At 71.5% G+C, this 22995-nt stretch carries 20 protein-coding genes; 8 read left to right on the plus strand and 12 right to left on the minus strand.

Annotated features, from left to right (window positions below; genetic code table 11):
- Positions 1–107 precede the first annotated feature (107 nt).
- Positions 108–1385, minus strand: a complete 1278-nt coding sequence (locus tag CLV70_RS29385; protein ID WP_245908532.1) for a cytochrome P450 — start codon at positions 1383–1385, stop codon at positions 108–110.
- Between the two features lie 283 nt (positions 1386–1668).
- On the opposite strand from CLV70_RS29385, the gene CLV70_RS29390 reads away from it, so the two are divergent.
- Positions 1669–2088 (plus strand): helix-turn-helix domain-containing protein, encoded by a 420-nt coding sequence (locus CLV70_RS29390; RefSeq protein ID WP_106129874.1) that lies wholly within the window; start codon positions 1669–1671, stop codon positions 2086–2088.
- 88 nt (positions 2089–2176) lie between these two features.
- Here CLV70_RS29390 and CLV70_RS39270 read toward each other — a convergent pair whose 3' ends face one another.
- The 9 genes from CLV70_RS39270 to CLV70_RS29435 all read right to left on the minus strand — a co-directional run bounded on the left by CLV70_RS39270 (position 2177) and on the right by CLV70_RS29435 (position 10434).
- Entirely contained in the window at positions 2177–3820 is a 1644-nt protein-coding gene (locus CLV70_RS39270) for an MAB_1171c family putative transporter (RefSeq protein WP_146164197.1), read from the minus strand.
- Positions 3821–4121: 301 nt separating this feature from the next.
- Entirely contained in the window at positions 4122–4616 is a 495-nt protein-coding gene (locus tag CLV70_RS29400) for a hypothetical protein (protein WP_106129875.1), read from the minus strand.
- A gap of 287 nt (positions 4617–4903) precedes the next feature.
- Positions 4904–6013, minus strand: a complete 1110-nt coding sequence (locus CLV70_RS29405; protein WP_106129876.1) for a sensor histidine kinase — start codon at positions 6011–6013, stop codon at positions 4904–4906.
- Positions 6006–6722: a response regulator transcription factor gene (locus tag CLV70_RS29410; RefSeq protein ID WP_245908533.1), complete on the minus strand. Its 717-nt coding sequence runs from the start codon at positions 6720–6722 to the stop codon at positions 6006–6008. Before CLV70_RS29410 ends, CLV70_RS29405 begins: the two co-directional genes overlap by 8 nt.
- A gap of 17 nt (positions 6723–6739) precedes the next feature.
- Complete coding sequence (locus CLV70_RS29415; protein ID WP_146164198.1) at positions 6740–7177, minus strand: hypothetical protein; 438 nt, start codon at positions 7175–7177, stop codon at positions 6740–6742.
- Positions 7178–7227: 50 nt separating this feature from the next.
- The gene (locus CLV70_RS29420) at positions 7228–8544 is read right to left on the minus strand and encodes a molybdopterin-dependent oxidoreductase (RefSeq protein ID WP_106129879.1); all 1317 of its coding nucleotides are present in this window, start codon (positions 8542–8544) and stop codon (positions 7228–7230) included.
- Complete coding sequence (locus CLV70_RS29425; protein WP_106129880.1) at positions 8517–9167, minus strand: methyltransferase domain-containing protein; 651 nt, start codon at positions 9165–9167, stop codon at positions 8517–8519. Before CLV70_RS29425 ends, CLV70_RS29420 begins: the two co-directional genes overlap by 28 nt.
- Complete coding sequence (locus CLV70_RS29430) at positions 9164–9778, minus strand: TIGR04282 family arsenosugar biosynthesis glycosyltransferase (RefSeq protein ID WP_106129881.1); 615 nt, start codon at positions 9776–9778, stop codon at positions 9164–9166. Before CLV70_RS29430 ends, CLV70_RS29425 begins: the two co-directional genes overlap by 4 nt.
- The gene (locus CLV70_RS29435; RefSeq protein WP_106129882.1) at positions 9775–10434 is read right to left on the minus strand and encodes a glycosyltransferase family 2 protein; all 660 of its coding nucleotides are present in this window, start codon (positions 10432–10434) and stop codon (positions 9775–9777) included. The genes CLV70_RS29430 and CLV70_RS29435 overlap by 4 nt, the downstream gene beginning before the upstream one ends.
- Positions 10435–10567: 133 nt before the next feature.
- Here CLV70_RS29435 and CLV70_RS29440 point away from each other — a divergent pair, with 133 nt between their 5' ends.
- A complete protein-coding gene (locus CLV70_RS29440; protein WP_245908534.1) occupies positions 10568–11608 on the plus strand; it encodes an NAD-dependent epimerase/dehydratase family protein in 1041 nt (346 codons plus the stop codon).
- Positions 11608–13365: a hypothetical protein gene (locus CLV70_RS40535; RefSeq protein ID WP_211303935.1), complete on the plus strand. Its 1758-nt coding sequence runs from the start codon at positions 11608–11610 to the stop codon at positions 13363–13365. Before CLV70_RS29440 ends, CLV70_RS40535 begins: the two co-directional genes overlap by 1 nt.
- Positions 13366–13376: 11 nt before the next feature.
- On the opposite strand, the gene CLV70_RS29450 is transcribed toward CLV70_RS40535, so the two are convergent.
- Positions 13377–14120 (minus strand): alanyl-tRNA editing protein, encoded by a 744-nt coding sequence (locus tag CLV70_RS29450; RefSeq protein WP_106129988.1) that lies wholly within the window; start codon positions 14118–14120, stop codon positions 13377–13379.
- A gap of 209 nt (positions 14121–14329) precedes the next feature.
- Here CLV70_RS29450 and CLV70_RS29455 point away from each other — a divergent pair, with 209 nt between their 5' ends.
- From CLV70_RS29455 to ileS, 3 genes are all read left to right on the plus strand, one after another.
- A complete protein-coding gene (locus CLV70_RS29455) occupies positions 14330–15190 on the plus strand; it encodes a DMT family protein (protein ID WP_146164199.1) in 861 nt (286 codons plus the stop codon).
- A gap of 99 nt (positions 15191–15289) precedes the next feature.
- Complete coding sequence (locus tag CLV70_RS29460; protein WP_106129885.1) at positions 15290–15910, plus strand: L-threonylcarbamoyladenylate synthase; 621 nt, start codon at positions 15290–15292, stop codon at positions 15908–15910.
- 297 nt (positions 15911–16207) lie between these two features.
- Positions 16208–19342 (plus strand): isoleucine--tRNA ligase, encoded by a 3135-nt coding sequence (ileS, locus tag CLV70_RS29465; protein ID WP_106129886.1) that lies wholly within the window; start codon positions 16208–16210, stop codon positions 19340–19342.
- Here ileS and CLV70_RS29470 read toward each other — a convergent pair.
- Entirely contained in the window at positions 19311–19754 is a 444-nt protein-coding gene (locus tag CLV70_RS29470; protein WP_106129887.1) for a MarR family winged helix-turn-helix transcriptional regulator, read from the minus strand. The genes ileS and CLV70_RS29470 overlap by 32 nt on opposite strands.
- Before the next feature lie 88 nt (positions 19755–19842).
- On the opposite strand from CLV70_RS29470, the gene CLV70_RS29475 reads away from it, so the two are divergent.
- Together CLV70_RS29475 and CLV70_RS29480 are read left to right on the plus strand one after the other, a co-directional pair.
- Complete coding sequence (locus CLV70_RS29475) at positions 19843–22029, plus strand: LLM class flavin-dependent oxidoreductase (RefSeq protein ID WP_106129888.1); 2187 nt, start codon at positions 19843–19845, stop codon at positions 22027–22029.
- Positions 22026–22931 carry an LLM class flavin-dependent oxidoreductase gene (locus tag CLV70_RS29480; RefSeq protein ID WP_106129889.1) on the plus strand — a complete coding sequence of 302 codons (906 nt, stop codon included), beginning with the start codon at positions 22026–22028 and terminating at the stop codon, positions 22929–22931. The genes CLV70_RS29475 and CLV70_RS29480 overlap by 4 nt, the downstream gene beginning before the upstream one ends.
- The last annotated feature ends 64 nt before the right edge of the window (positions 22932–22995 follow it).

Genomic DNA, 22995 nt, shown 5'->3' on the forward strand with positions numbered 1-22995 from the left:
GATTCCGCAACCCCGAAAACCAGCGGCTACGCACCCGCACCGCCACCACCCGCCGACACCGCGGACACCTCAACCCCGCTTAACTTCGAAGAGCCACGATCGGCGGCTCAGGCCGCGACGATCGGCAGGTTCGTGTAGCCGCGGATCGCCAGGCTGTCCCGTCGCCCCGGCACCCCCGCGAAATCGAGCTTCGGGAACCGTTTCACCAACGCGGGCAGCGCGATCTGCGCCTCGAGACGGGCGAGCGGCGCGCCCAGGCAGTAATGAATGCCGCCCCCGAACGACAGCGGCGCATTGTCCGCGCGGGCCAACTCCAGCCGGTCCGGCTCGGCGAAACGCTCCGGGTCGCGATTACCGGCACCCAGGTACGCGACGATGCGCTCGCCGCCGGACACCGGCACGCCCGCGACCTCCACGTCGTCCCAGGCGACCCGGACGAGAAGCTGGGCCGGGGTGTCGTACCGGAGAAGCTCCTCGGTCGCGGCCGGCGCCAGACCCGGATCCTCGCGGAGCAGCGCGAGCTGCGCGGGGTGGTGCAGCAGCGCGACCACGCTGTTGGCCAGCAGGTTCGTGGTGGTCTCGAAGCCCGCGATGAAGAGCAGGCCGGCCATGGTGAGCAGCTCGTCCTCGGTGAGCTTGTCCCCGTCCTCCTCGGCCGCGACCAGGGCACTGATCAGGTCGTCGGCCGGCTGGCGGCGCCGTTCCGCGACGAGGGCGGCCAGATATTCGCGAATGGTCACCGCCGCCGGATCGGCCACCGCGAGCGCCTCCGGCGCGTGCGTCTCGAGCACCTGCGTCCAGTCCCGCACGAGGCCCTGGAACTGAGCCCGGTCCGGCTCGGGAATGCCGAGCAGCTCCCCGATCACGGTGGCCGGCAACGGAAAGGCGAACGCCTCCACGAAGTCCACCTCGCCGGACATCCGGTCGAGCAACTCGTCCACCATCGCGGCGATCCGGGGCCCCAACGCCTGCACCCGGCGCGCGGTGAACGACGAATTGACCAGCCGGCGAAGGCGCGTGTGATCGGGCGGATTGAGGGCGAGAATGCTGGTGAAAAGCTGCTTGAGCGCGGGATGATCCGGCCACCCGGGACTGACGAAATCGAGCATGTGCGAGGGAATGTGGCCGAGCCGCGAATCCCGCGAAACGGCGAGACAATCCGCGTGCCGGGTGATCACGAGCGCCCCGTCGTCGGCCCGCACGATGGGCGAGATCTCCCGAAGCCGGCGATACCGGGGGTACGGATCTTCCCGCCCGGTCATCCGCGTCAACTCGTCGAGCAGCGTCGATACCTCGGAACTCTCCACAATGGTGGCCATGGGTCCGAGCCTACCGGCGAGTTGAGCCGCCGTCGCCCATGGTTTACGCTCGGCCGGCAGCGTCATCAACCTGAGTTTACGGTCGTCACGGTGTCCAACATCGGGGGATGTGCAGCCGTTCGGTTGCTCATGGGCATCGCATCGACGACCGGTTTCGTCCGTACGATCCGCGGCTCAGCACCGCCACCCCGGGTGGCACGTGCCGGAAGCGGCACCGGTCCGGGGTGGTGGCCCGCCCGGCTCCTCGCGAGCTTGCTTCTCGGGGTGCTCCGAGGGTGTTCCGGCGCTTCTCGAGGCGCCTACCGCTTTGGGTGCTGCTCGACGCCGGCTTCGGCGAGGAGGAGAGGACATGCCCCGCGAGTTCTCCATCGCCGAAAAGCTGGATCGCCTGTTCTCCCAGGTGCGCGGCGCCGGCCAGGGCGAGATCAGCTACATGGCGGTGGCCGAGGCGATCCGGGCGCAGCAGGGCATCCAGATCTCCCACACGTACATCTGGCAACTCCGCACCGGCCGCCGCGACAACCCCACGGTCCAGCACCTCACGGCCCTGGCGACCTTCTTCGGCGTACCGGTCGCCTACTTCCTGGACGACGCCGAGGCCCGCAAGATCGACGGCCAGCTCGAACTCCTCCGCACCCTGCGCGACGCCCAGGTGACCGAGATAGCCCTCCGAGCCGCCGACGTGTCGCCCAGCAGCCGCAACACCATCGGCGAACTGGTCCGAAAGGTCTGGGAACTGGAACGCAACCGCACCCGCGACGACACCTGACCCCCGAGCCGACAGCCGTCCCGCCGCCTGCCGCCCACCTCCTGCGCCGCCGCCCATCCCGATCGGCCCGCAACGCCTCACGTCACCTCTATCGCTCCGGGGCCGGCAGCCGTCCCGCCACCTCCCGCGCGCGTTCATGACGGACGTACTCGGCAGGCTCCCTGCGTCGGAAGGCCGCACTGACCGCACTCAACCAAGCGATCTCGCCGTCCAAAACCTCCTCAGCGCTCGCCCCGACCTCGTCGCCACCCGCCACGCGAAGGTCGGACCACCGCCCACCCGCCTCCGCGCCACCGACCGGGGCGCCGACCTCGACGACGCCACCCGCACGGGCGCCGGCCAGCCCACCGCCCGCGCCACTCACACCATCCGCGCCACCGGCGTCACCTGCGTCACCCGCGCCATCGACGTCACTCGCGCCGCCGGCGTCACCCGCGCCACCTGCGTCACCCGCGCCACCTGCGTCACTCGCGCCGCCGGCGTCACCCGCGCCACCTGCGTCACCCGCGCCACCTGCGTCACCCGCGCCACCTGCGTCACGCGGGTCACCCGCGTCACGCGAGTCACCCGCGTCATCCCCGCCATCCGCGTCGGTGCTCCCGTCGGCGCGGGCGTTGAGGCGATGCCGGTCGAGGGCCAAGGCGATGCCACACGCCTCCACCAGCGCCGCTGTGTCCCGGTCCCGGTCCTGGTCCGGGTCGCGGTCCGGGTCCCGGCCCTGGTCCCGGCCCTGGTCCCGGCCCCGGTCCCGGTCCCGACCCTGGTCCCGGCCCTGGTCCCGGTCGCGCAGGAAAGTCCGCGCGGCGTCCAGGGCGTCGGCCGGCAGGTAGTCGCGGAGTGCGAGCATCCCGTCCCGGATCTCGATCACCCGGCGATACAGCCGCAGTCGCACGTCGTCGACCCCCGCGAGTTCCACCATCGCCCGGCGCCGGGAGAAAAGGATGATGTCCGGAAAGGTCCGGCGCATCACCAGCCACAGCGGGCGCAGCGCCAGCAACGATCGATACGCCCGTACGACGGATCGCAGTTTTCCGTAAGCCGGAACCGCCGCGCCCACGACGGCCACAATCGTCCCGATCGCGCGGAATGCGTTGGCAGGCGGCTCGACGGCTTCGACCGGAATCGCCACCCCGAACGCATGAACAATGATCAGCACCGTCTTGAATGCCGCATAGGTGGCAATCATCAACGTGCCGCCGGCAATGGCCCGGAGCCCGTTGCGCAGCAGCCCCGCGGGCGCCGTTCGGCTCACTCGCCAGAACAGCTGGCCGGCGAGCACCAGCACCGCCCCCAGATATCCCTCCAAAGCCACCCAGTACGCCACCACCTCCGGCGCGATGGCCCCGTGGAGCAACTCGGAACCCTGGGTCGGAATGCCCTCGGGCGAAACCACCGCCAACGTCATCAGTACGCCGGCAACCGCCAAAGCCAGCAACCCCTGCCACCGGGCGGCGCGCGGTCTGCTCGTGTAGTAGTCCGTGAGAAGCGAAATGAATCGGAGCAGAAAGAACGCGGCCGCGACGCCGAGCAGGTGCGGAAGAACCCGAGGCTGACCGACGACGTCCCGCAGCAACCCGTTGACGCCGGGAGTCGCCACCGTCTTCGTCACCGCGAGCGTGAAAAGGGTCGCCCACAACGCCCGCTGCTGAGCATCCCGCCACAACGTGGGCAACCGGAACAAGACTGTGCCCCACACCAGCGCGAGCACCACCCCGGTCAGCGCGCCGTTCAAGGCCGCACCGCCGACGCACGCCGCGTGACACACAACCGAATCTGAGCACTACGCCCCTCAACGGCACAGGAACCGGGCCGTTCTCGCGGAGCGTCGCCGAGGTCTTCCTTGCCGGCGCGGTGCAGCACGAAGACGTGGTCGTCGGCGGCCCGCCCTCCACACCCCCGGGCGTCTTCCACCCCGCCGACCGCCTCGACGAGCCGCTGCTGGTCACGGCGACCGCCGCGAACGGCGGCGGAGCTCTCGTCGGCGATGGCGCCGGGGCGCCGACGAGCCGGTCCGGCCGGGGCCGTCCCGGCGTTCACGGCTGGAACTTCAGCGCGTCCGCAACCCTGCTCAACGTTCCCCCGGGCAGAACCGCCGCCCTGCCGCCGCCCCGCGCGCGGATCAGGGAGGCGAGCATTTCGGCCTCCCGCTCCTGGGCGGTTGTGTAGCCGACCCGCCCCAACACCGTCCGCACGGTACGAGGATCGAGGTCCGGAACGAGCAACGCCACCGCGGCATTGTCCAGGTCGAGCCCGGTCGTGTGGCCGCTGAGCATGTGACCCAGTTCGTGCAGAACAATGTGCTCGGCATGCAGTCGCGAGGTGCCCGGGTCGTAGAAGACGTAGTCGGCGCCGGCCACGGAGATCCACAGCCCGCACGGCGCCCCGCGCGCGAGCCCGGGCATCGGCTGCAAGGTCAACGCCCGCCCGCGATGAGCGGCAACAACGGCACAAAAGGCATCGAGATCGAACGGCCGGGGAATGGGTACGCCCTCAAGGTGACGTTCGCACCGCCTGCGAAGCCGATTCACCCGATCCCCCCGGTCCCGGTGTCCAACGGCCAGAAGGCTACCCGGCGATCCGCGCCTCTGACAGACGCATCGTGCCTGCGCTCCGGCTCTGACAAATGCATCGTGCTGGCGTTCCACCCCCAATGACCGACCTCCGCCTGCCTTGATGATTGATGGGCGGCGCTGATCGATGGGCGGCGCGGATGGGCGGCGCTGATGGGGCGCAGCACCCCGCCGGAGCCGACCACGAGCCGCACGTCTCGCAGATTCGGCGCTGAGGGGCGGCGCTGATCGATGGGCGGCGCTGGTCAATGGGCGGCCTCCCTCGAGGAGAGCTGCCGCTCCGGGGCCGGCCCCCTGGAAGACAGCCGTGGCGTGCGGTGCTTCGGGCCCGACGCCGGGGCAACGCGGGGGAGCCGTACCTCGAACCGACAACCGTCGTCGGTGTTGTCGACGTGCACCCACCCACCGTGAGCCTCGACGAGCCCTCGGACGATGGCGAGCCCCAGGCCGCCTCCGAAGGTGTCTTCCTGCGGCTGCGGGGTCCGCGCCCGCTCACCCCGGAAGGCCACGTCGAAGACCCGGGGAAGGTCCGCCTTGGGTATGCCGCCGCATGTGTCGGACACCGCGAGCCACACCTCGTGGGAGTCGGCACCCCCGTCGATCCGGACCGTTCCGTGCGGGGGTGTGTACCGCACGGAATTGATCAGGAGGTTGGCGACGATGCGGCCCAGCTCGGCCTGCCCTGCCGTGACCACCGGCCAGTCCGTGTCCCGGGCGATGACGTGGACACCCCGCCGGGCCGCCAGCGGAGCCGCAGTCGCGATGGCGTCCGACACGACGTCCTCGAGCGGAACGCTGGACAGCGCGAGTTGCAGCGCGCCCGCGTTGATCCGTGACAACTCGAACAGGTCGTCGACGAGCTGACTCATGCGGTCCGTCTCGACGGAGATGCGGTGGTGGTACTCGGCGACGGTGTCCGGATCGCTGACGATGTTGTCCTCGAGCGCCTCCGCCATGGCCCGCAGCCCGGCGAGGGGTGTCCGGAGGTCGTGGGAGACCCAGGCGACAAGCTCCCGCCGGCTCGCCTCCATCTTCCGTTCCTGCTCCCGGACCTGCACGGACCAGACCGACGCGGCGGCGAGGCGCCGGCCGAACATGGCGCCGACCCCGAGGCTGACCGCTGCCGAGGCGACGACGGTGATGAGGACGACCTGCAGGTCGTGGGTCGACAGGAACATGGCCTGGGCCACCGCGGCGGTGCCGGCGACGACCGAGGCAACCGTGATCGTCAGCATGACGCAGATGTGCATGATGATCGACCGGTGCCGCAGCACCCGCAGGGAGATCTCCCCGATGATGCCGATGACGGCGCCGGTGGCCAGCGAGTAGACCCCGATCAGCAGGAAATCACGCATGGCCGCCGCCGACCCGTTCGAACCTGTACCCGGCGCCGTACGAGGTCAGGATCCGTTTGGGGAAGCCCTCATCGGGCTGGATCTTGGCGCGCAACCGTGCCATCGCCGTCGTGACGGTGCCGGTCTCGCCCACCGACCAGCCCCATACCTTTTCGAGGAGCTGCTGGTGGGTCCAGGTCCGGCCGGCGTGGTTCATGAGGAAGACGAGCAGGTCGAACTCGCCCTTGGTCAGCTTCACCTGGACGCCGGCCATGGTCACCAACCGCCGCGAGGTATCGACGACCAGATCGCCGTCGGCGAGCGTCGAATGCGGCTGGGGCTGTGGCTGCGACTTCTGCACCTGGCCGGTGCGGCGGAGGATCGACCGGATCCGCAGGGTCAGCTCCCGCGGCGAGAACGGCTTGGTGACGTAGTCGTCGGCGCCGACCTCGAGGCCGAGCACACGGTCGGGCTCCTCGCCCAGCGCGGTCAGCATCACCACCGGCAGGTCGGGCGCACGCCGGCGCAGCCGCCGGCACACCTCGATGCCGTCGATGCCGGGCATCATGAGGTCGAGAACGACGAGGTCGGGCATCTCCGCGTTGGCGGCGGCGAGTGCGGCTTCGCCGTCGCCGGCGAGCCGCACCCGGCAACCGTCCTTCTCCAGATAGCGCCGGACCACGTCGCTGACGGTCGGATCGTCGTCGACGACGAGTACGTGATGGTTCACGAGTCCGACGCTACCCATCAGTGGGCCTCTGATGGGTGGTCAGTCTTCTTACGATCCTCTGACGATCGTCCCGGCCCCCACTTCCGGGAGCCGTGCGGCAGCCGACGGAGCAGCGCGATCGCGGTGAGCGTGACCGTCCAGATCACGATCAAAACCGTCAACAGCCCCCTTCCGTACGCCAAAGGCAACGCGGAGGGATTGTCGGGGCTGCGCCCGTAGCCCAGCACGAATGGCAGCGCGACGACAGTGACGGCCAGGCTGACGATCAGCGCCGCCCGGACGAGGCGGTGTGCCCGGGTGAGCAGAGCGCCCGAAGCGATGACCAGGGGCAGGAAGATGCCGTCGTGCACGGCCAGCACGCCGCCCAGGAAGAGCGCCACGCCGCCCAGCTTGAGGCCCGGCTCGGTGAGCGCGCCGAAGAGCGCGTACGCCATGAGCAGCCCGCCCGCGGTCATCAGCCCGCCCCGCAGGGTGACCGTCGACCTCCACCTCCGGAGCAGCCCCATCACTGACCGCCCGCCGTGCGAACCGTGATGCGGCTCAACCATTTGGTCTGCAGGACGCCGGGTCGGTTCGGCGCCACGAGCCGCGCCGGATAGCCGTGGTCCAGATGCAGAGGCGCTCCGTTGAGTTCGAGCGCGACAAGTGTCCAGTCGTCGTCGACGTGGGAGGGAGCCACGGTCGACCGGCGATAGCGGCCACCCTGCTCCAGCGACTCCACCTCCGCGGAGGCCGTGCCGGGAGCCGCTCCGGCCAACTCCACGAGGTCGCGCAGGCGTACGCCACCCCAGGTGCCGGTGGCACTCCATCCCTCGACGCAGGCGATCGGCAGAACGACGGTGTGTTGCTTCAGAGCGTTCAGATCGGCGAGGGACAGGGACATCTCACGACCGGGACCTGCCACCACCAACCGATAGGAAGGGTCGAGCGCCCGCTGAACGACGCCGGCGCCCCCGGCGGTCTTGTTGACCGGAAGTCCCTGGGGCCCGATGGCCGGCCGGCGAGGAGCCAGCACCGACACCCGGGCCAGGGGCCGAAGCGTCTGCCCGACGGTGGCGACCGTGATGACGCCGGCCGCGGCGGCGACCGTGGCGAGAAGTCCTCGTCGGCTCAAGCCTCCCTGCCCGGCAGAAAGTCCGGGAACGGCAGAAGGTTCGGGGACGGTGGACGGCTCGGGTGCGGCAGAAGGTTCCGGGACGGTGGATGGCTCGGGTGTGGCAGAAGGTTCCGGGACGGTGGATGGCTCGGGTGTGGCAGAAGGCTCGGGTGCGGTGGGCGGCTCGCGGTGGGCCAGGGCCTCGCGCACGACCGGCAGCTTCACGCCGATGTGGGTCAGGAGGGCCCCGATCGCCAACCAGGCAACCCAGTAGTGCCCCGTGGTGAAGAAGTAGGGCAGCGCGGCGTACCACCGGGAGATGTTGAGGACGCCGCCGACGACCTGGAAGAGCGCCGCGCCGACCAGGACCGCGATGCTCGCTCGTTCGATCGCGTGAGCCACGGAACGCACCGGTGGCCACTCGAACAGCCGCGGATAGACCGACCACAGCTTCGCGCCGAGCAGCGGCACGCAGGTCAGCCCGGTGGCCACGTGCAACCCCTGGGTGAAGCGGTAGAGACCGGCCGGGCGGGACGGCCACCAGAACCAGCCGGGCGGGTGCTGGATGAGGTGGCTGATCAGGCCGGTGATGAAACAGACCCCGAACGCGACCCCCAGGGCGATGCCGAGCTGACTCGTCAGACGCTTCGACCGCAGCGTCGAATCGAAGGACTCGGGCCGTACGAGGTCGGGGAGTCTTACATCCTTGCCAAGGACGCGAACCATCGTCCGGCCTCCTCCCAGGTGTCCACCGGATGCAGGGCCGCCGGACCCGAGAATGTCGCAAGGTCATCGGCAGCCACTTCGGCCCAGCGGAACGGCGCCGCGGGGCTGTCGCCGGCACCGCGTACGGTGGCTCGCCCGGCCCAGCTGCGCAGACCCGGAGGGGAAAGCTCGACATGGACCCGGCCCGCCGGGCTCATGAGGTTGCGGCACCGGCGCAGCAGGGCGCTCGGATCGCCCCCGATGCCGATGTTCCCGTCGGCGAGGAGGATGTGGCGCCACCTCCCGGTGCCCGGGATGGGCTGGAACACGCTGCGCCGCAACACCGCGGCCCCGCGCCGGCGGGCGATGCTCACCGCGGTGCCGCTGATGTCGACCCCCAGCGACGCATACCCGCGGTTGGCGACGGCCACGGTGAGGCGGCCGGGGCCGCAACCGACGTCGAGGGTCGGACCGGAGCAGCGGTCCAGCAGTCCCCGATCGCCCGGCAGGCGGTCCCGATACCACGCGGCCGCGTCGATGACCCGCTCTCCGCCGAGCGCGTCCCGCAGGATCAACTCGGCGCCGCGTCGCTGCTCCGCCGCCCGCAGAGCCTCGTCGTACAGGCTCAGAACCTCGGCGCTCATGCGGGCATCGCCTCCACCGTCCGCCGGAAGAGACCGTCCGCCGGGCACATGAGGGCGACGGAGCGCGCGTCGCTCACGGTGTCGACATCGCGGAGTACGGGCAGGAGATGCACTCGCAGGCCTCGACGACGCAAGGCCGTGAGCGTGTGCTCGCCGGTCTCGCTGGTCGAGGTCTCGATGGACCCGAGCACCGTGGCGTCCCGCGCGTCGCGCAGGCCCAGCGCCCACCAGCCTCCGTCTTCGGCGAGGCCCAGCGTCGCGTCCGCCGCGGCCAGGTCCGCCGCCCGTCGCAGGTGGTCGGCGGTCAGCTGCGGCGTGTCCATCCCGACGAGTACGGCCGGCGCGCCGGCTGTGTCCTCGAACGCGTTGACGAGGCGTTCCGACAGGGTCGTTCCGCGCTGGGCGACGCGTTCCCACCCCGGCGGCGCCGGGTAGTCGCCGTCGACGACGAGGACCCTGCGCGAGGCAGGGACCTCCGACACGACGCCGATGGTGTCCGACAGGGCGGCGGCGGCCACGCGAGCCGCCTGCCGCGGATCCCACGGAGGGCAGAGCCGGGTCTTGACCCTTCCCGGCACCGGGGTCTTGGCGAGAACCAGGAACTGAGTCATCGGGCCAGCACCGCCCGCATGTCGCGGATCGCGCGTGCTGTTCCCCGTACGGTCCCGGTGACCTTGGATTTTGTGCCCTCGGCCCGGGGCAGATAGGGCACGTCCAGCTCAGTAACCCGCCATCCCGCGCGGCCCGCGGCCACGAGCAGCTCCAAGGGATAGCCGAACCGGCGATCCTGCAGGTCGAGCCCCAGGAGGTCGGTGCGGCGGGCGGCCCGGACGGGGGCGATGTCGTGGACATGCAGCCCGGTCTTGCGCCGCACGCGATTGGCGACCAGCGCATTGCCGACGCGGGCGTGCACGGGCCAAGCGCCCCAGGTGGTCGGCCGGCGTCGTCCCACGACGAGGTCCGCCTCGGCCGCGAGCACGGGGCCGGCGAACCGAGGTAGCACCCGCGGATCGAAGGAGCCGTCAGCGTCCATCACGCACACCACACCGTCGTCCGGGTCGGCGGCGATGAGCCCGGCATGGACGGCGGCGCCGTATCCGGTCTGGGACACCGACACCACGCGAGCCCCCAGTGCACGGGCGATGCCGGGGGAGCCGTCGGTGGACCCGTTGTCGGCGACGATCACGCGGAAGCCGGCTGGCATCCGCGTGAGCAGCCACGGCAGGGCAGGCGCCTCGTTCAGGCAAGGCAGCACGACATCGGTCATGAACGGGAAGCTATCGCTGGATCCCGCCGGGAAACCCTTACAAACTTCCGACGGTTTCCGCACTTCTTACAATCCTCTGACGGCTTGCCGGATCCGTTCCGGGAAGGCCGGACCCGGGCATAGGTTCGGCCTCGTGACCCATGTTCTCGTTACCGGCGGGGCCGGCTTCATCGGATCGCACGTGACCGCGGCACTCGCGGCCGCGGGCTGCAAGGTGTCCATCCTGGACAGTGGCCACCCGGCGGCCCATCAGGGCCCGCTTCCCTCGGAGGTGGCGGATTCCCCGGTCACGGTGGGGGATGTGCGCGATCGGGAGGCAGTGGCCCGCGCGCTCGCGGGGGTCGACGTCGTCGTGCATCAGGCCGCCATGGTCGGGATGGGCGTCGACCTCGACGATCTTCCCGAGTACGTGGGCAACAACGACCTGGGCACGGCCGTGCTCCTCGCCGAAATGCACCGGGCCGGGGTCGCGCGGCTGGTTCTGGCCAGCTCCATGGTCGTTTATGGGGAAGGCGCCTATGAATGCGGTCATCACGGGCCGCAACGTCCGATGCCGCGTTCGGTGGCGCACCTTGCCGCCGGGGAGTTCGACCCGGCCTGCGCCGTCTGCGGTGAGACGCTGCGCCCCGCCCTCGTGTCGGAGGACGCGCCGCTGGAGCCTCGCAGCGTCTACGCCGCCACCAAGTTGGCTCAGGAGCATCTGGCGGCCGCGTGGGCCCGGCAATCCGGCGGCTCCGTGGTCGCCCTGCGCTATCACAACGTGTACGGGCCCGGCATGCCGCGCGACACCCCGTACAGCGGGGTGGCGGCGATCTTCCGGTCGGCGCTGGAAGCGGGACGAGCGCCTCGGGTTTTCGAGGACGGGGGCCAGCGAAGGGACTTCGTGCACGTCTCCGATGTCGCGCGGGCGAACGTGGCCGCGGTGGAGGCGGATCCCGGCGGGATGGTCGCGTACAACGTCGCTTCGGGGCGCCCGGCGACTGTCGGCGAGATGGCGGCGGCTCTGGCGGGTGCCATGGGGGGACCGCAGCCGGTCACCACGGGTGAGTTCAGGCTCGGCGACGTGCGGCACGTGGTCGCGTCGCCGCAACGGGCCGCCGACGAGCTGGGTTTCCGCGCCGAGATCGACATCACGGCCGGCATGATCGACTTCGCGCGGGCTGCGTTGCGCTGATGACGCGCGCATCGCAACAGACCGAGGACGGTGCGCCCGCCCGATCGGCGCCGCTGCCGGGCGAGCGGGAGCCGAGCCTCGATCGGCGCGCTGTGCATCGCGGCGATGTCGTGACTGCCGGGGCGGCGATGGTGCTCCTCGCGGCGGCCGCGCTCGTCGGGGGTCTGTTGTATCTGGCGGGCAGACCGGTGGAGGCGAGCGCGGCACCGCTCTACGCGCGGTGGCTGCCGCATGCCGGCCCGGGAACGCCGCTCGCGCTCGCGGTCGCTGCCCTGGTCATCTGGTACGGGCCGGTTCTGTCCAGGCGGCTGTCGTGGCGCAGCCTCCGGGCCGTCGGATATGCCGCGGCCGTCGGCTGGACCCTGGGTCTCGCGTTGGTGGACGGCTGGAGAAGAGGTCTGGCCGAGCGGCTCACGACCACCCACGAGTACCTCCATGAGGTGCCGGGCATCACGGATGTGTCCGCGGCGGTCCGAGGCTTCAGCGGTCGGATCCTGGACTTCCAGCCCGACTCGTGGACCACCCATGTCGCCGGCCATCCGCCCGGGGCGTTGCTGGTCTTCGTGTGGCTGGACCGGGCCGGGCTCGGCGGAGGTGGGTGGGCCGCCATCGCGTGCGTCCTGATCGGAGCGGCAGCGGCCGTTGCCGTTCCCGAGACGGTGCGCCTGCTGAGTGGGAACGACGAGGCGGCGCGTGCTGCCGTACCGTTCGCGGTGCTGTTTCCCGGCGCGGTATGGATCGGAGCCTCGGCGGACGGTCTGTTCGCCGGAGTCACTGCCGTGGGCGTCATGCTCCTCGCCCGCCGAGGTGCGCTGTCGGCGGTCGCAGGCGGTGTGCTCCTCACTTTCGGCATCTATCTGTCGTATGGGCTTGTTCTGTTGCTACCTGTCGTCGTGGTGGTGCTGATGCTGCGGCGGGCGTGGTGGCGGGTGGGGTGGGCCGCGCTGGGTGGAGCCGGGGTCGTCATCGCCTTCACGGCGTCCGGGTTCTGGTGGCTCGACGGATATCACCTGGTGGTCGAGCGGTACTACCAAGGCGTGGCCAGTGTGCGGCCGTATGCCTACTGGGTGTGGGCGAACCTCGCCGCCGTGGTGGCGAGTGGTGGCCCTGCGGCCGCGGTGATTCTCCGGCGCGCAGTAGGACGGCTGGTGGGGGCGCGTTCTGGTGAAGGGCACGGCGCCTCGGAGCGCGAAGCCGCGGCCGGCGGGCGCGATGTGAGCTCCGGCGCCCCGGCTCGCGGAGCGGGCCCGGGCCGAGGACTCGATGCGATCGGCGGGGTCTCGGCCGGAGCTGGTGCTGGTGCTGGTGATGGTGCTGGCGGTGGCGTCTCGGCTGGGCGTGGCGTCTTGGCTGGCGGTGGCGTCTCGGCTGGCGGTGGTGTCTCGGCTGGGCGTGGTGTCTCGGCTGGCGGTGGCGTCCCGGCTGGCGCTGGTATCTCTGGCGGCGGTGGTGGGAGCGATGGGGCCGCTGGTGGCCGGGGCGGGGGCGTGCGGCGGGTCCTGGAGCGCGGAGGGAAGTTGCTGCGAGGGGGCGGGCTCGGGGCGGCGTGTCTTTTGCCCGTCGCCGCGGGGGTCGCGATCCTGTTCGCCGATCTGTCCGGGCTCAGCAAGGCCGAGACGGAGCGGATCTGGTTGCCGTTCACGGTGTGGTTCGCGGCCGGGGCGGTGCTGGTGCCGGTGCGGAGCCGGCGTGTCTGGTTGGTGGGGCAGGCTGCGGTCGCCCTACTCGTCAATCATCTGCTGCTGACGAGCTGGTAGCGGTGAGGGCTTCAGGCGAGCTTTATCCGTACGCGGCGGTTCTGTCGTCCTTTGCTCTCGACCTTGACCACCTGGACGCGGCCTACCTGGGCTGTCGAGGCGACGTGGGTGCCGCCGTCGGCCTGGACGTCCAGGCCGACGATGTCCACCACTCGGATCTCGGGATTGTCGAGGGGCGGGAGGGCGTCCTGGGTGCGGACGAGATCGGGGATGGCGAGCGCCTCGTCGCGGGGGAGGATCCGGGCGACGATCTTGCGGTCGGCGGCGATCTCGGCGTTGACCGCGTCCTCCAGTGCCTGCTTGAAGCCCGGGGGGACCTCCGGGAGGTTGAAGTCCATGCGAGCCTCGCCCGGCTGCATGTTGCCGCCCGTGACCAGGGCGCCGAAGTCGCGGAACACCGTGCCGCACAGGATGTGCAGGCCGGAGTGGGTGCGCATCAGGGTGCTGCGGCGGTCGTCGTCGATCGCGCCGCGGACGTTCGTGCCGGCGGGCGGGATCGGGTCGCCGGGCGCCGGGATCAGGTAGGGGTCGTCGCCCTTGCGGGTGTCGACGATGCGGGTCTGCACGCCCTGCCAGAGGAGGACGCCGTGGTCCGGTGGCTGGCCGCCGCCGCCCGGGTAGAAGGCGGACCGGTCGAGCACGATGCCGGCCTCCGGGTCGGAGGGGTCGGACCAGACGACGGTGCAATCCCACTCGCGGAGGGTCGGGTCGACCCAGTCCAGGCGGTGCGTGTGCCCGTGCTGCTCGAAAGCCATGCGGGCAGCGTAGCCCTCGGCGGAGCTGCTGCTGCCGGACATGTGGGGCCGGCACCGCCGGGAATTGCCCGCCGGGTTCGGGGGTGCTGCGTCATGTGAGGAGGAAGGCGTGGGCCGGCGGGGCGTACTACGGATGTGGTAGCGGGGATCACCTTGTTACCGCAGGTGGAGGACGCCGCGGTGGACAGGACGCGCGTACGGTGATCGCTGTGGAACTGCCGTGGGTCGCGCTGGTCCTCAGCCTCGTTTCCGCCGTGGCTTACGCGGCGGCTGCCGTCGTGCAGGAACGGGTGGCTGGGCGGCCCATCAGTGTGCTCGTGTGGATGCCGACGTGGTGGGCGGCGATCGGGCTGAACGGTGCCGGGGCGCTGCTGCACGTTCTTGCGTTGCGGTACGGGCCGCTGTCGCTCGTGCAGCCGCTCGGAGTGCTCACGCTGGTGCTCGCCGTACCGCTCGGGGCCGTGGTCGCGCGGCGGGCCGTGGGCCGGGTCGAGTGGCACGGGATGGCGTTGACCGTGTTCGGGCTCGGGGGCATCCTTGCGCTGGTCAGCGCCGCGGGGGACATCGGGGCGCTGGGGGCCGGGCCGCTCATCGGGCTGTTGCTGGTCGCCGGGGCTCTGCTCACCGCGCTCGGCGGGTGGAGTGCGGTGCCGGGCGCCTCCGGGCTGTGGGCGGCCGCCGCCGGAGGTGTCGCCTTCGGGGTGTCGTCCGCGCTGACGCAGACCGTCGCGGTGCACGTCGGCGAGGGCGGGGTGGCTGCGTTGCTCCGGCCCACCGTGGCGTTGGCGGGGGTGGCGATCGTCGCGCTCACCAGCGCCGGGCTTGTCTTCGCGCAGCGGTCGTACCGGGACGGGCTTGCCGCGCCGTTGGCCGTCAGCACCCTCGCGAACCCTGTGGCGGCGGCGACCATCGGGCTGGTTCTGCTGGGCGAGCAGATCGCCGGTGGGACGGTGGGTGCCGCGGTTGCGCTGGTGAGTGCGGTGGGGGCCGGCCTGGGAGTCGGGCTGCTGGCGCGGAGCCGGTCGGTGGAGACCGTCGCGGTGCCGGTGGACAAGGCCTACGCGGCATAGCGCTCGGGGTGTGATGCCTGAGGTCGGGCACTTGGCCGAGGTTGAGGACAGGCGGACGAGGGATGGGTGTGGGGGAGCGGGACGATCTAGGCTTCGGGGGTGGCCAAGTACTTTGATGTGCATCCGGACAATCCTCAGCCTCGGGCCATCGGGCAGGTCGTCGGGATTTTGAACGATGACGGGCTGATCGCGTACCCGACCGACTCCTGTTATGCGCTCGGGTGCCGGATCGGGAATGCTTCCGGGATCGATCGGATCCGGGACATCCGGCATCTCGGGGCCGGGCATCATTTCACGCTGGTGTGCCGGGACTTCGCTCAGCTCGGGCAGTTCGTGCAGATCAACAACGTGGTTTTCCGGGCGGTCAAGGCGGCCACTCCCGGAAGCTACACCTTCATTCTTCCCGCTACGCGTGAGGTGCCGCGGCGGCTGTTGCATCCGAAGAAGAAGACGGTCGGGGTGCGCATTCCTGAGAATGCGGTGACGCAGGCGATTCTGGCTGAGCTCGGCGAGCCGATGCTGTCCAGCACCTTGCTGCTGCCCGACGAGGAGGAGCCGCTCACCCAGGGGTGGGAGATCAAGGAGCGGCTCGATCATGCGGTGGATGCCGTCATCGATTCGGGGGAGTGCGGCACCGTTCCGACCACCGTCATCGATCTTTCCGAGGGTGAGCCCCGGATCCTGCGGGTGGGGGCCGGGGATCCGTCGCGTTTCGAATGAGGCGGCCCCGATAAACGGGTGCGGTGGGTGCGGGCGGCTGGCTAGCATTCGGTTCGCGAGGCGTTGACGGGGAAGAGTAACGCCGCACGCGGCCTGAGAGCGACCGGGGACGGTGGGAGCCCGGAGGTGTGCGCGGCGCGAAGATCACCCCCGGAGCCTGGCGACCCTGATGAGTGGGCGGTGCTGCGGCGCGGCCAAGGAGGGTGGTACCGCGGGGCGAGAGCCTCGTCCCTCCGGCGGAAGAAACCGCCGGGAACCCCTGGCGGACTCGGGAGCCGAGCCGACGGAGGAGAGCCCATGTACCGGCCCGTACCCGCGCAGGTCGACCTGCCCGCCCTCGACCATGAGGTGCTGCACTTCTGGCACGCCAACAGCGTCTTCGCGCGCAGTCTTGAGCAGACCGCCGGTCGGCCCGAGTGGGTCTTCTACGAGGGGCCGCCGACCGCGAACGGCATGCCCGGCACCCATCACATCGAGAGCCGGGTCTTCAAGGACATCTTCCCCCGGTACAAGACGATGAAGGGGTTCCACGTCGACCGGCGGGCCGGCTGGGACTGTCATGGGCTGCCGGTCGAGCTGGCCGTCGAGAAGGAGCTGGGCTTCACCGGGAAGGGCGACATCGAGGCGTACGGGGTGGCCGCCTTCAACGCGAAGTGCCGGGAGTCCGTCACCCGGCACACCGACGCGTTCGCCGCGCTGACCGAGCGGATGGGCTACTGGGTCGACCTGGACGACGCGTACCGGACCATGGATGCGGCGTACATCGAGTCGGTGTGGTGGTCGTTGCAGCGGATCTTCGAGCGGGGGCTGCTCGTCGAGGATTTCCGGGTGGCGCCCTGGTGCCCGCGGGACCAGACCGCGCTGTCGGACCATGAGCTGGCGCAGGGCTACGAGACCGACGTCGACCCTTCCGTGTACGTGCGCTTCCCGCTCACCTCCGGCCCGCTCGCCGGCCGGGCGTCGCTGCTGGTGTGGACGACCACGCCCTGGACGCTGGTGTCGAACACCGCCGTCGCCGTGCATCCCGGGCTCACCTACGTGGTGGTCACCGACGGCACCGAGCGGCTCGTCGTCGCCGACACGCTGGTGGAGGAGGGCTGGGCTCCGACCGGGGAGAGCTTCAGCGGCAAGGAGATGGAGCGGTGGGCGTACCGGAGGCCGTTCGATCTGGTGGAGATCCCGGACGCGCATTTCGTCGTGCTCGCCGACTATGTGACCGCGGACAGCGGGACCGGGCTGGTGCACCAGGCGCCCGCGTTCGGCGCCGACGACCTCGCCACCTGCCGGGCGTACGGGCTGCCCATGGTCAATCCGGTGCGGCCCGACGGCACGTTCACTCCCGGCGTACCGATGGTCGGTGGTCTGTTCTTCAAGGCCGCTGACGCTCCTTTGGTGACCGACCTCGAGGCCCGCGGTCTGCTCTTCCGGGAGCAGCGGTACGAGCACAGCTACCCGCACTGCTGGCGCTGTCACACCCCGCTGATCTACTACGCCCAGCCGTCCTGGTACGTCCGCACCACCGCGATCCGCGACCGGCTGCTGCGCGAGAACGAGCGCACGAACTGGCAACCCGCGACGATCAAGCACGGCCGGTACGGCGACTGGCTGACCAACAACGTCGACTGGGCGCTGTCCCGCTCGCGGTACTGGGGCACCCCGTTGCCGATCTGGCGCTGCCCCGACGGGCATCTGACCTGCGTCGGTTCCCTGGCCGAGCTGGGCGAGCGGGCCGGGCTGGGCGAGCGGGCCGGGCTGGGCGAGCGGGCCGGGCGTGACCTGTCCGGCCTGGACCCGCACCGGCCGTTCATCGACGAGGTGACGTTCGGGTGCGAGTGCGGCGCCACCGCCACCCGCGTGCCGGACGTCATCGACGCCTGGTACGACTCGGGCGCGATGCCGTTCGCGCAGGTCGGCTACCCGTACCGGACGAAGGAGCTGCGGTATCCGGCGCAGTTCGTGGCCGAGGCCATCGACCAGACGCGGGGGTGGTTCTACACGCTCATGGCCGTGGGGACGCTGGTCTTCGACCGGTCCGCGTACGAGAACGTGGTCTGTCTGGGTTTGATCGTGGCCGAGGACGGCCGCAAGATGTCGAAGCACCTGGGGAACATCCTGGAGCCGATGCCGCTGATGGAACGGCACGGCGCCGACGCGGTGCGCTGGTTCATGGCCGCGGTCGGGTCGCCGTGGTCGTCGCGGCGGGTCGGGCACGCCACCCTGCAGGAGGTGGTCCGCAAGACGCTGCTGACCTACTGGAACACCGCCGCTTTCCAGTCGCTGTACGGGCGTACGGCCGGCTGGTCGCCGTCGGCGGCGGACCCGGCGCCGGCGGACCGCCCGGTGCTGGACCGCTGGGTGCTGTCGGAGCTGCACCTTCTCGTGCGGGCGGTGGACGAGGCGATGGCCGCGTTCGACACCCACGAGGCCGGCAAGCTGCTCGCCGCGTTCGTCGACGACCTCTCGAACTGGTACGTGCGCCGCAGCCGCCGCCGCTTCTGGCGCGGTGACCGGGCGGCGCTGGCGACCCTGCACGAGGTGCTGGCGACGGTGACCCTGCTGCTCGCGCCGATCACGCCGTTCATCACCGAGCGGGTGTGGCGGGATCTGGTGGTGCCGGTGACGCCGGCCGCGGCACCGTCGGTGCATCTGGCCGCGTACCCGATGGCCGAGGACGCCCTGATCGACCCGGCGCTGACCGGGCGGATGGCGCTGGCCCGGCGGCTGGTGGAGCTCGGCCGCGCGGCCCGCGCGGATTCGGGGGTGCGGACCCGGCAGCCGCTGGCCCGTGCCCTGGCCTCCGCGCACGGCTTCGCCGAGCTGGGCCCGGAACTGCTCGCCGAGGTCGCCGCGGAGCTGAACGTCGGCGCGGTGCACGGCGTGGGCACCGCGGGTGAGGAGCTCGTGGAGACCTCGGCCAAGGCGAACTTCCGGCCGCTGGGCAAGCGGTTCGGGCGGGCCGTGCAGGACGTGGCCCGGGCGATCGCGGCGGCCGACGCGGCGGCGCTCAAGAAGGACCTTGCCGCGGGTACGGCCACAGTCACCGTCGACGGCGAGCCGGTGCGACTCTCCGCCGACGAGGTGGTGATCACCGAGACCCCGCGCGAGGGCTGGGCGGTCGCGGCGGAGGCGGGCGCGTCCGTGGCGCTCGACCTGCGCCTGTCCCCGGAGCTGCGCCGGGCGGGGCTGGCCCGGGAGGTGATCCGGCTGATCCAGGAGGCCCGCAAGTCCAGCGGCCTGGAGGTCTCCGACCGGATCGTCCTGCGGTACGCCGCCACCGACGACGAGGCCGCGGCGGCGCTGGCGGAGCACCGGCAGCTGATCGCGGACGAGGTACTGGCCACCGAGTTCGGGCCGGGGGAGCCGTCGTGGGGTGTCCCGTTCGCCGAGGAGAGCCTGGGCCTCACCTTCTGGTTGCGTGCCGATCCTCGGTGAGCCGGGCGACCACCTGGTCCGAGATCGCGGTGAGCGCGGCGAGCTGTTCGGCGTTGAGCACGTCGCCGAAATAGCGCCGGACCGCGGCCTCGTGGCAGGCGCGGGCGGCGGCGATCTGTTCCCGGCCCCGGTCGGTGAGCCGGATCACCGCGCCCGGTGCCTCCTTGACGACCAGCCCGCGCTGTTCCATCCGGCGCAGCTGGTGTGACAAGCGCGACTTCTCCCATTCGAGGCCGCAGCGCAGGGCGAGGGAGGTCACGCTGCTCTCACCGGACTGTTCCAGGAAGAACAGGATGTCGAAGTCGGCCTCGGACAGGCCGGTGGAGCGCGTCAGCTCCCGGTTGATGCGGCCGTTCAGCTGCACGCGCATGCGCTGGTACGCCTGCCAGGCGGCGGAGACGTCGGCGGTCACGCGACGAATATTACGTCCGTTTGCGGATTGCCCTCTGGTTGATGTATCAACGGTTGATGTATCAACCCGTTCGGGAAGGGGCACGGCGATGAACGTGCGGTTCGGCGTACTGCTCACGCCCGGCATCGAGGCGCCGGAGGCGGTGGTGGAACTGGCGCGCACGGCCGAGGCGCTCGGGTACGACCTGGTCATGGTTCCGGACCGGCCGTACGAGCCGGGCCTGCTCGACGCCTGGACGCTGCTGAGCTGGGTGGCCGCGCGTACGGAACGGATCCGGCTGGCGCCGGGCGTGCTCGAGCTGCCGCTGCGGGACCCGGCGGCGCTGGCCCGCGCGGCCGCCGGGCTCGACCTGCTCTCGGCCGGCCGGCTGGAGCTCGCCCTCGGCGCCGGTTCCGCGTGGGACGCGATCGAGGCCATGGGCGCCCGGCGGCTCGGCGCGGACCAGGCCGTCGCGGCGCTCGGCGAGGCGATCGACATCGTGCGCGGGGTGCTCGACGCGGGCGAGCCGCGGCCGCTGCGTCACCTCGGCGAGCACTACCGCATCCCGCAGGTGCAGCGCGGCCCGCTGCCCGCGCACCGGATCCCCGTCTGGGTCGGCGGGCACGAGCCGGAGCTGCTGCGACTCGCCGGTCGTGAGGCCGGCGGTTGGGTGGCGACGCTCGCGGAGCTGCCGCCCGACGGGTTCGCCGCGGCCGGCAAGCTGGTCGACGAGGCGGCGCGCGAGGCCGGCCGCGAGCCCGCCGAGGTCCGCCGCATCGTCGTGGTCGGCCCCGATGCCGACCCGTCCGCCCTGCGCACCCTGGCCGCCGAGGAGCGGGTGGACACCTTCGTGATCAGCACCGATGACGCCGCTGTGCTGCGCCGCTTCGCGGCGGACCTGCGAGATCTGCCCGCTGCCGTTCCGGTCGTCGTCCGGCCCGCGTCCGTACGCGCGAAGCGCCGCGCCGGCATCGACTACGACAGCGTGCCCCCGTCCCTCGCGGACACCGCGGTGGAGCCCGGGGACCTGGAGTACGCGCGGGTGCGGTCGACGTACCTGCGTGGCGGTGCCCCGGGGCTCGTGCTGCGCCCGCGTACCGTCGCCGAGGTCGTGGACGCGCTCGCCTTCGTCCGTGCCCATCCGCACCTGCCGTTCGGCGTCCGCAGCGGCGGCCACGGCATCAGCGGCCGGTCCACCAACGACGGCGGCATCGTGCTGAGTGTCGCCGCCCTGAACTCGGTGGAGGTCCTCGACCGGGACCGGCGGCTCGTCCGGGTCGGGCCGGGTGCGCGCTGGACGGACGTGGCGGCCGCGCTGCTTCCGTACGGATGGGCCCTGAGCTCGGGTGACTACGGCGGTGTCGGGGTCGGCGGGCTTGCGACGGCCGGCGGCGTCGGATGGCTCGCCCGCGAGCACGGGCTGACCATCGACCACCTGCGCGCGGTGGAGATGGTGCTCGCCGACGGTTCCGTGGTGCGTGCCTCGGAGCGGGAGAACGCCGAGCTCTTCTGGGGCGTCCGCGGCGCGGGCGGCAACTTCGGCGTCGTGACGTCGTTCGAGTTCCAGGTCGACGAGGTGGGCGACGTCGGGTTCGCGCAGCTCGTGGTGGGCGCCGACGACCCGGCCGAGCTTCTGGTGCGGTGGGGTGCCGCGATCGAGGCCTCGCCGCGGGACGTCAGCGGACAGCTCATCATGGGCCGGCCGCGTCCCGGCCGGCCGCACGTCGCGCAGCTCATGGCCGTCGTCGACGCCCGCGAGCCGGAGACGATCATCGAGCGGCTGCGGCCCCTGGCGAGCGTCGGGCCGCTCTACGACCAGAACGTCGTGCTCATCCCGTACGCGGGGGTCATGGCCAACGCGGCCGACGGCTACCACCAGGGCCAGGGCGAGCCGGTGTCCCGGTCGGGGCTGATCGAGCACCTGACACCGGAGGTCGCGCGGGCCGCCGCCGACCTGCTCGCCGGCGGCGCGGTGCACTGGTTCCAGATCCGTACGGTCGGTGGCGCGGTCTCCGACGTCCCGCCCGACGCCACCGCGTACGCCCACCGCTCCGCCAACTTCTCGCTGGTCGTGATGGGCTCGGTGGAACGCCGTCTCGACGCCGCCTGGGCCGGGATGGCCGGGCACGTCGAGGGCCTCTACCTCAACTTCGAGACCGGTACCGGCCCCGACAAGGTCGCCGCCGCGTTCCCGCCCGCCACCCTCGCCCGCCTGCGGGAGCTGAAACGCCGGTACGACCCGGGCACCCTGTTCCGTGACAACTTCACCGTCGACCCGCAGGAGGAGACGCGATGAGCGACTACGGCCACGATCTGCTCTTCGGCGCGTTCCTCACGCCGACCGCCGAGCGCCCGCACCAGGCCGTCGATCTGGCCGTGGTGGCCGACCGCGCCGGCCTGGACCTGGCCACCTTCCAGGACCACCCGTACCAGCCACGCTTCCACGACACCTGGACTCTGCTCTCGTACGCCGCCGCCCGTACCGAGCGCATCCACCTCAGCGGCAACGTGCTCAACCTGCCGCTGCGCCCGCCCGCGGTGCTCGCCCGCAGCCACGCGAGCCTGGACCTGCTCAGCGGCGGCCGGATCGAGCTGGGCCTCGGCGCCGGCGGCTTCTGGGACGCGATCGAGGCCATGGGGGTGCGCCGCCTCAGCCCGGGGGAGTCGGTCGCCGCCCTGGAGGAGGGCATCGAGGTGATCCGCGAGATCTGGGCCGCGGACAAGGCCGGCCCGGTACGCGTCGACGGCCAGCACTACCGGGTGCACGGCGCGAAGCGGGGCCCGGCGCCGGCGCACGACATCAGGATCTGGGTCGGCGCGTACAAGCCCCGGATGCTGCGGCTGGCCGGTCGGGCCGCCGACGGGATCCTGCCGTCGCTCGCGTACCTGCCGGGCGGCGCGGACGATCTCGCCGCGCTCAACGAGCACGTCGACGCGGGGGCGGTGGCCGCGGGCCGGGATCCGCGGGCGGTGCGGCGGCTGCTCAACGTGAGTGGCCGCTTCGCGCCGACCGGGACGTCCTTCCTGGACGGCCCGGCCGAGCAGTGGGCCGAGGACCTGGCCGGGCTGGCCCTCGAGCATGGCGTCAGCGCCTTCATCCTGGCGACCGACGACGCCGCGACGATCGAGCGCTACGCCGCCGAGGTCGCGCCGGCAACCCGGGAGCTGGTCGCCGCCGAGCGGAGCGCGAGGTCATGACCATGATGGGCGGGATGGGGCGCAAGAAGACGGCAGAAAGACGAAAATAGTCGACTGGCTCTTG

This window comes from Pseudosporangium ferrugineum (genome assembly GCF_003002065.1).
In the GTDB taxonomy this organism is placed as follows: Bacteria; Actinomycetota; Actinomycetes; order Mycobacteriales; family Micromonosporaceae; genus Actinoplanes; species Actinoplanes ferrugineus_A.